Annotated in this window: 6 protein-coding genes and 1 other annotated feature; of the genes, 4 read left to right on the top strand and 2 right to left on the bottom strand. The window is 39.4% G+C overall.

The genetic code is table 11. The features are described from left to right. Positions 1-223: 223 nt before the first annotated feature. Together RV13_RS19915 and RV13_RS19910 are read right to left on the bottom strand one after the other, a co-directional pair. Entirely contained in the window at positions 224-1,411 is a 1,188-nt protein-coding gene (locus RV13_RS19915) for a sensor histidine kinase (RefSeq protein ID WP_010745465.1), read from the bottom strand. Then, positions 1,399-2,070, bottom strand: coding sequence for a response regulator transcription factor (locus RV13_RS19910; protein WP_010745466.1), 672 nt, complete (start codon positions 2,068-2,070; stop codon positions 1,399-1,401). The genes RV13_RS19915 and RV13_RS19910 overlap by 13 nt, the downstream gene beginning before the upstream one ends. Positions 2,071-2,223: 153 nt before the next feature. Continuing rightward, positions 2,224-2,466 (top strand) — a binding site (T-box leader). 55 nt (positions 2,467-2,521) lie between these two features. Between RV13_RS19910 and RV13_RS19905 the strand changes: the two genes are divergently transcribed. From RV13_RS19905 to RV13_RS19890, 4 genes are all read left to right on the top strand, one after another. Continuing rightward, entirely contained in the window at positions 2,522-3,625 is a 1,104-nt protein-coding gene (locus RV13_RS19905) for a 5-methyltetrahydropteroyltriglutamate--homocysteine S-methyltransferase (protein WP_010745467.1), read from the top strand. A 203-nt stretch (positions 3,626-3,828) separates the two neighbouring features. Then, positions 3,829-4,770, top strand: a complete 942-nt coding sequence (gene trhO / locus RV13_RS19900; RefSeq protein ID WP_010745468.1) for an oxygen-dependent tRNA uridine(34) hydroxylase TrhO — start codon at positions 3,829-3,831, stop codon at positions 4,768-4,770. A gap of 104 nt (positions 4,771-4,874) precedes the next feature. Further along, positions 4,875-5,486, top strand: coding sequence for a hypothetical protein (locus RV13_RS19895; RefSeq protein ID WP_010745469.1), 612 nt, complete (start codon positions 4,875-4,877; stop codon positions 5,484-5,486). A 169-nt stretch (positions 5,487-5,655) separates the two neighbouring features. Next, a complete protein-coding gene (locus tag RV13_RS19890; RefSeq protein WP_010745470.1) occupies positions 5,656-6,360 on the top strand; it encodes a winged helix-turn-helix domain-containing protein in 705 nt (234 codons plus the stop codon). Positions 6,361-6,401: the final 41 nt, after the last annotated feature.

The raw sequence follows: 6,401 nt of genomic DNA, 5'->3' as shown, positions 1-6,401 counted from the left end.
GAAACTAGGGTACTTTATCAGTGGCTCCGTTTTCAACAGTGTCGTTTTTCCAGCGCCGTTTCGTCCTAGTAACCCAAACATACCCGTTGAAATAGACAGGTTAATGTCGTAGAGAACTTGTCTTTTCCCGTAATATTGATTTAAATGATTGATTTCGATGTGCATGATTGATCCCTCCTAAACTAAATGTTGCTTCCTTAATTGAAGAATACTCATTAAATCTCTATAAATTCTCTACAAATGCGGATTTTTCATTTTTTAGGTCAAAAACGGCAGAGATAATAGCACCACCTTCAATACTATTAGCGATTTTCAGATTGCCGCCATGTTTTCGTGTTAGTGCCTCGGCAATCGTCAAACCCAAACCAAAGTGACTGTTCTTATTTTGGGAATAGTATGGTTCAGTGGCAGTTACTAATTCCTTTTTAGAAAAGCCTGGTCCATCATCTTTTACATAGATGATTAACAGCTTATCCTGTAAAGTAATTGTTACGGTGACGGTAGTTTTCCCGAAACGGTAGGCATTATTCAACAGATTTTCTAGCACTTCGTTGATCAAGTCGAGATCATAAGTGGCAGTAATCTTGGGATAGTCATTCATGATAACTAATTGTTTCTCCGTCCAATGGTGCCCGATGTCTTCTAAATGCTCTTCAATCAGCTTCAACGGCTGCATGGTTTTATGAAGAGATCGGTCTTCTAATTTTTGCAATTGCTGCATGGTTTCAGAAAAAGAAGTTAGTCGAGTGATATTGTTTTTTATTTTCGTAGCGGATTTTTCAAACACTTCTGGAGTCAAACGTTCTTGTTCATAAAAAGCTTCAATCAGCTCTAGATTATTTTGAATAGTCGCTAAGGGTGTGCGGAGATCATGAGAAAAGGCTGCATTGACTTTTTTCTGATCCTGATAAAGGTCATGGAGTTTCTGTTGATTGGTTTGCAAGGTTAGCCGCAAGTGATCTAGCCCAAGAGACGTCTTTTCAAATTCGTCATAGGTACTGTAATAGACTGGTTGATGATAATTTCCTTGGTCGATTTGTTCGATGCTTTTTTCTAGAATTGTAATGGGCTGTAGAATTCGTTTATTATAGAAGAGTTTTGTCGAAAAATAGACACCTAGAAAGCCGTAAGCAAAAATAGCGTATCGACGAATGAACTCGATCAATCGTATGGTTGGCAGGAGTTCTTTTTCAATGGGGAAAGAAGGAGTCCATGTCAAAAAAGCCCAAAAATGTGTATCTCCAGAGTCCGACATCAGGATCAACCGTTCCCAGCTAACACATAAAGAGATGGTAATCAATGTTGCGAGGGCAACGGCTATTGTCCCGAAAAAGAGATAAAGAAGCAGACTTTGATTAAGGCTGCTTTTCTTAGCCAATAACCGAGCAATCCCTTCATCTAACCAATCCATTTATATCCTACCCCCCAAACGGTTTGAATCATTTCATCCTCTGAATACACAGCAAGCTTCTTGCGAATTCGCCGAACATGCTCTGTGATAATTGAAGCGTCCCCCAATTTGTCCCAATTCCAAAGCTTTTGATAGATTTCTTCTTTGGAGAAAGCTCTGCCGGGGTGCTTAGAAAGGAGCGCGACGATAGCGAACTCTATCTTAGTAAGATAGATCTCTTGTTTTTGAAACTGTACAGTCTTCTGGTCATAATCAATCATCAAGTCACCAAAGTAGGCTATTTTTCGAGTGAATTGTTTTCGATTCTCACGTCTAAGATGCGCTTCAATTCGCAAAGCTAGTTCCTTTAAACTTACTGGCTTAACTAGATAGTCATCGCCGCCGATTGTCAGACCTTGGATTCGGCTTTCCTCATCCTCCTTGGCGGAAAGAAATACGATTGGGCAAGCAATTTGTTCTCGGATCATTGTACATAATTCAAAGCCGTCCATTTCAGGCATATTTACGTCTAATATAATAATATCTGGTTGATGCTGTAATTGCTTCAAGCCTTCCAAGCCATTGTCTGCAGTATAAACGAGATAGTTCATTAGCTGAAAATAGTCTTTGAATGTTTCTAGCAGATCCTGCTCATCATCAATGATCAATATTTTTTTCATCGTTAACCTCCATACGGTGTTGTATTGATAGATTCATCGTATCATAATACATTGTCAGAAGGTATGGGGTTATTGAAGTGGTAAAGCTAGTTTTTACTCAAAAAGGGTTTGACAAATGGAAACCTGACCGCTATTCTAAACTTAGATGAATATTAAAACACTATGAGAAAGAAAGTAGAAATAATGATTTCCCCCAGAGAGTCTCGGTAGCTGAAAAGAGATGGAAAGGACTTGTTTTGAACATGGCTTTTGAGTGGACCTTCTGACTAATTAGGAAGGTACGGAATGCCCCGTTAAGCAGCAGAAGTCTCCCAATGAATGGGGTACTTAATGAGACAGCGGTTCGCGAGGACGCTGTATGATAAGGTGGTAACGTATATCAATTATGCCCTTAGACAGCTATTCGGCTGTCTAAGGGCTTTTTTATTATTTTATAAAAGGAGAGGATTTTATGAGCAGTATTCCATTTCGGTTTGATCAAGTGGGGAGTCTATTACGGCCAGCGAGATTAAAAAAAGCACGTGAGGATTTTAAGCAGGGCGCAATCACGAAGGAAGCCTTGACAAAGGTAGAAGATGAAGAAATTATCAAAGTGATCCAGAAGCAAAAAGAAATCGGCTTGCAGGCCGTGACTGACGGTGAATTTCGTCGTCGCTGGTGGCATCTAGATTTTATTGCTGGTTTAAATGGTATTACCGTTTATGATTTTGAAACGACCGCTTTTGGCATTACTACTGAGGCGCAAGGAACATTTGTCAACGGACCACTTTCCTTTGATTCTCAACATCCCTTTTTAGATCATTTCAAATTTACGAAAAAGCAGGCTGGAGAGACGATCGCTAAACAAACGATTCCCGGACCCAATATGATCTATTTGGATTCCTTTATTTTATCAAAGCAATACCATGAAGCACCGGTCTATAGTGACAAGAAAGAGTTTGTTCAAGATTTGATTGCAACATATCAGGCAGCGATTCAGGCTTTCTATGATGCGGGCTGTCGTTATTTGCAATTGGACGATACTAGCTGGGGTGGACTGTTCGATGAACGTTTCCGCGGATTGATCGCTAAAAACGGCTTTGATCCCGATGAATTGATTCAAGAGTTTGGGGACATTACTGAAGCGGTTCTAGCGAAGAAGCCTGCAGATTTAGCAGTTACCTTCCACTTCTGTAAAGGAAATTTCCAGTCCTATTGGTTATACAATGGTTCCTATGATAAAATCGCAAAACGCTTATTATCCATTAAAGCCTTTAATGGGTTCTTCTTAGAGTTTGACGATGAGCGTTCTGGCAGCTTTGAGCCGTTGGAAAATATCCAAGATCAGCGAATCGTTCTAGGATTAATCACCACCAAAACGCCGGAGCTAGAAGACAAGGAAGCGATCAAAGCTCGAATTCAAGAGGCGACACAGTTTGTTCCATTAGAGCAGCTATGTCTAAGTCCGCAATGTGGTTTTTCTTCGACCCATGAAGGTAATAAAGTAACGGAAGAAGATCAATGGGCCAAGTTACGCTTAGTCATTGAGACAGCAAAAGAAGTTTGGACGGATTAATTCAAAAGTAGAGTGACTGGCAACAACTTATAAACGAATAGCATAAAAAAGCAGCGTCTTGTATCTAGCTCTAGGGACAATCCTAGAAGATACAGAACGTTGCTTTTTAAATGGTTTGTAAATAATTCCACAAGCATCAATCTCGAAAAAACAAAGGGCATCTCCTATAGTAGTAAAGAATCAAAGAAACAGGAGGAAGCATAATGGATTATCGTGTTTTACTTTACTATAACTATACAAAAATTGAAGACCCAGAAGTTTTTGCTAAAGAGCATTTTGCTTTTTGTCGTGATTTAGGAATTAAAGGAAGAATTTTAGTCGCTCCAGAAGGCATTAATGGAACCTTGTCTGGTACAAAAGAAGCGACAGACCAGTATATGGAAAAAATGTTGAAGGATGATCGTTTTAAGGACACCTACTTCAAGATCGATGAAAGTGAAGGCCATGCCTTTAAAAAACTATTTGTTCGGCCAAGATCAGAGCTAGTAGCACTTCACTTGGAGGAGGATGTGAATCCACGGCAATTAACGGGAAATTATTTGGAGCCGCAAGCATTTCGTGAGGCCTTATTAGATGAAGAGACAGTCGTCATTGATGCCCGCAACGACTATGAATATGATTTAGGTCATTTCCGCGGAGCGATTCGTCCAGAGATTCATAATTTCCGGGAACTGCCTGAATGGATTCGTGAGAATAAAGAGCAATTTATGGATAAAAAAATTGTGACTTATTGTACCGGCGGCATTCGTTGTGAGAAATTCTCTGGCTGGCTATTGCGTGAAGGCTTTGAAGACGTAGCACAACTCCATGGCGGGATCGCAGCGTATGGTAAAGATGAGGCAACGCGTGGCGAGTTGTGGGACGGAAAAATGTACGTGTTTGATGAACGCATCAGCGTAGAGATCAATCAGGTAGATAAGCAGGTCATTGGTAAAGAGTGGTTTGACGGTACTCCGTGCGAACGTTACATCAATTGCAGCAACCCAGAATGCAATCGTCAAATATTGGTTTCTGAAGAAAATGAAGAAAAATACTTAGGCGCTTGTTCAATTGCTTGTGCAAAACACCCAAATAATCGCTATGTAAAAACTCATCATTTAACGGTTGAAGAAAGAGATGCACGCCTAGCTTTGACTAATCAATAGTGAAACTTTTCAAAAAAATTCCATCCTAACTGTCTTGACACTTCCGGTGTTATAAACTAAACTAAAGAACGAACTAAGTGTCTTGACATATCAAGGAGGATAAAATGAAAAATAATTCTGTTAAACACCTTACGATCTCTGCCTTATTAATCGGATTGGGCATTTTGATCCCAATGGTTATGCCTAAAATCGTAATCGGACCGGCATCATTTACTTTAGCGAGTCATGTTCCTGTATTTATTGCGATGTTTTTCTCGCCGGTAGTAGCACTTGCTGTTGTTTTAGGAACAACATTTGGTTTCTTTATTTCTACCACACCGATTATTGCTTTGCGGGCGTTCTCTCATTTAATTTTTGCATTGATTGGGGCAAGCTACCTGCAAAAGCACCCAGAGCTTGTATTAAAGAATGGGAAATTCACTTTAGCGAATGGACGTTTTCAAATATTTAACTTAGTGATCGGCGTCATTCATGCGGCTGCTGAAATGCTTGTTGTTTCAGTCTTTTACTTTATGGGGAATATGCCAGATACCTTTTATTCCCAAGGCTATTTATATACCGTCTTCATTCTGATGGGAATTGGTGGATTAATCCACAGTCTCGTTGATTTCAATATCGCATACTTTGTTGCTGGCGCGTTGTATAAGCAATTCAATTTGCCTATATTTGAGAAGGCTGTTAAGCAAGAAAAGAAATTGCATAAGGTTACTGCCTAAACCGTGAGAGTAAATCACGGTTTTTCTTTATTTAAATCTTAAAAAAGTGAAATAGTCCAAAATGTTCATAATTTTATTTAGTATCATCTAAAAAAAGACCTTTTATTTGCTTAAATTTAAGTTATATTCTATTCATAATGATTATTGTGTAGAAATTGAGGGCGAGTAAATGGTTCGAGTATTAGTTTTGACTAAAAATATTTTAGCGGAAGAAATTATAACCAATAAATTGCAACATTTAAATTACGAGGTATTTTGTTCCACCAGCATTCTAAATGAGATCCAAATGAATGGACGTATGCCGGATTTGGTTAACCATTTTCCGATTATTATCATTGGTGAGACGATCTCAAGCTACGAAATGGAATTTATGCTGCCGAAGCTGAAAGGTCGAGGTCAGAGTATTTTACGCGAAGTGGATCATTACTTGAATGAGGATGAGCGCGCGTTGTTAAATGAACAAGGCTTAAGTGGAATTGTTCAAAATAGCGATTCAGTTGAAGTTTTGCGAGAACAGCTGGCTGAAGTCGCTACACAGTATCAAGGAAGATCGTTTGAACCTGTTGCTGTGGAAGAATGCGCACCTGAGGGAGAAGATAAAGGTCTCTCAGCGATAACATTGATCAATTTGTCTTCCCTTGAATTACAGGTATTAGAAAAATTACGAAGTCATCCAGGTGAAATCGTTTCACGTGATGAGCTATGCATGACGCTTTGGGGCAATGTTTCTCAGTCGCGTTTGGCGCAGCTATCTTCATTAGTAAAAAATATCAAATTGAAATTGGAAACTCTAGAGGTAGACCAAGAAGTCATTCAAACCATTTGGGGTAAAGGCTATCGTGTTCGCAAGGATGCCGCTGTTCAAAATAAATAAACAGTTGAGAAAAATGGTGGGCTACCCGTCAATAGGACAAT

Origin of the sequence: Enterococcus raffinosus (assembly GCF_001886185.1) — a bacterium.
GTDB lineage: Bacteria > Bacillota > Bacilli > Lactobacillales > Enterococcaceae > Enterococcus_A > Enterococcus_A raffinosus.
Note: the sequence above shows the minus strand (reverse complement) of the source record. Positions and strands in the feature narration are given on the sequence as shown.

Bases quoted from the DNA above. Each gene is read 5' to 3' on its own strand.
- RV13_RS19915 (WP_010745465.1), bottom strand. From the start codon at position 1,411: ATGGATTGGTTAGATGAAGGGATTGCTCGGTTATTGGCTAAGAAAAGC.
- RV13_RS19910 (WP_010745466.1), bottom strand. From the start codon at position 2,070: ATGAAAAAAATATTGATCATTGATGATGAGCAGGATCTGCTAGAAACA.
- RV13_RS19905 (WP_010745467.1), top strand. From the start codon at position 2,522: ATGAGCAGTATTCCATTTCGGTTTGATCAAGTGGGGAGTCTATTACGG.
- trhO (WP_010745468.1), top strand. From the start codon at position 3,829: ATGGATTATCGTGTTTTACTTTACTATAACTATACAAAAATTGAAGAC.
- RV13_RS19895 (WP_010745469.1), top strand. From the start codon at position 4,875: ATGAAAAATAATTCTGTTAAACACCTTACGATCTCTGCCTTATTAATC.
- RV13_RS19890 (WP_010745470.1), top strand. From the start codon at position 5,656: ATGGTTCGAGTATTAGTTTTGACTAAAAATATTTTAGCGGAAGAAATT.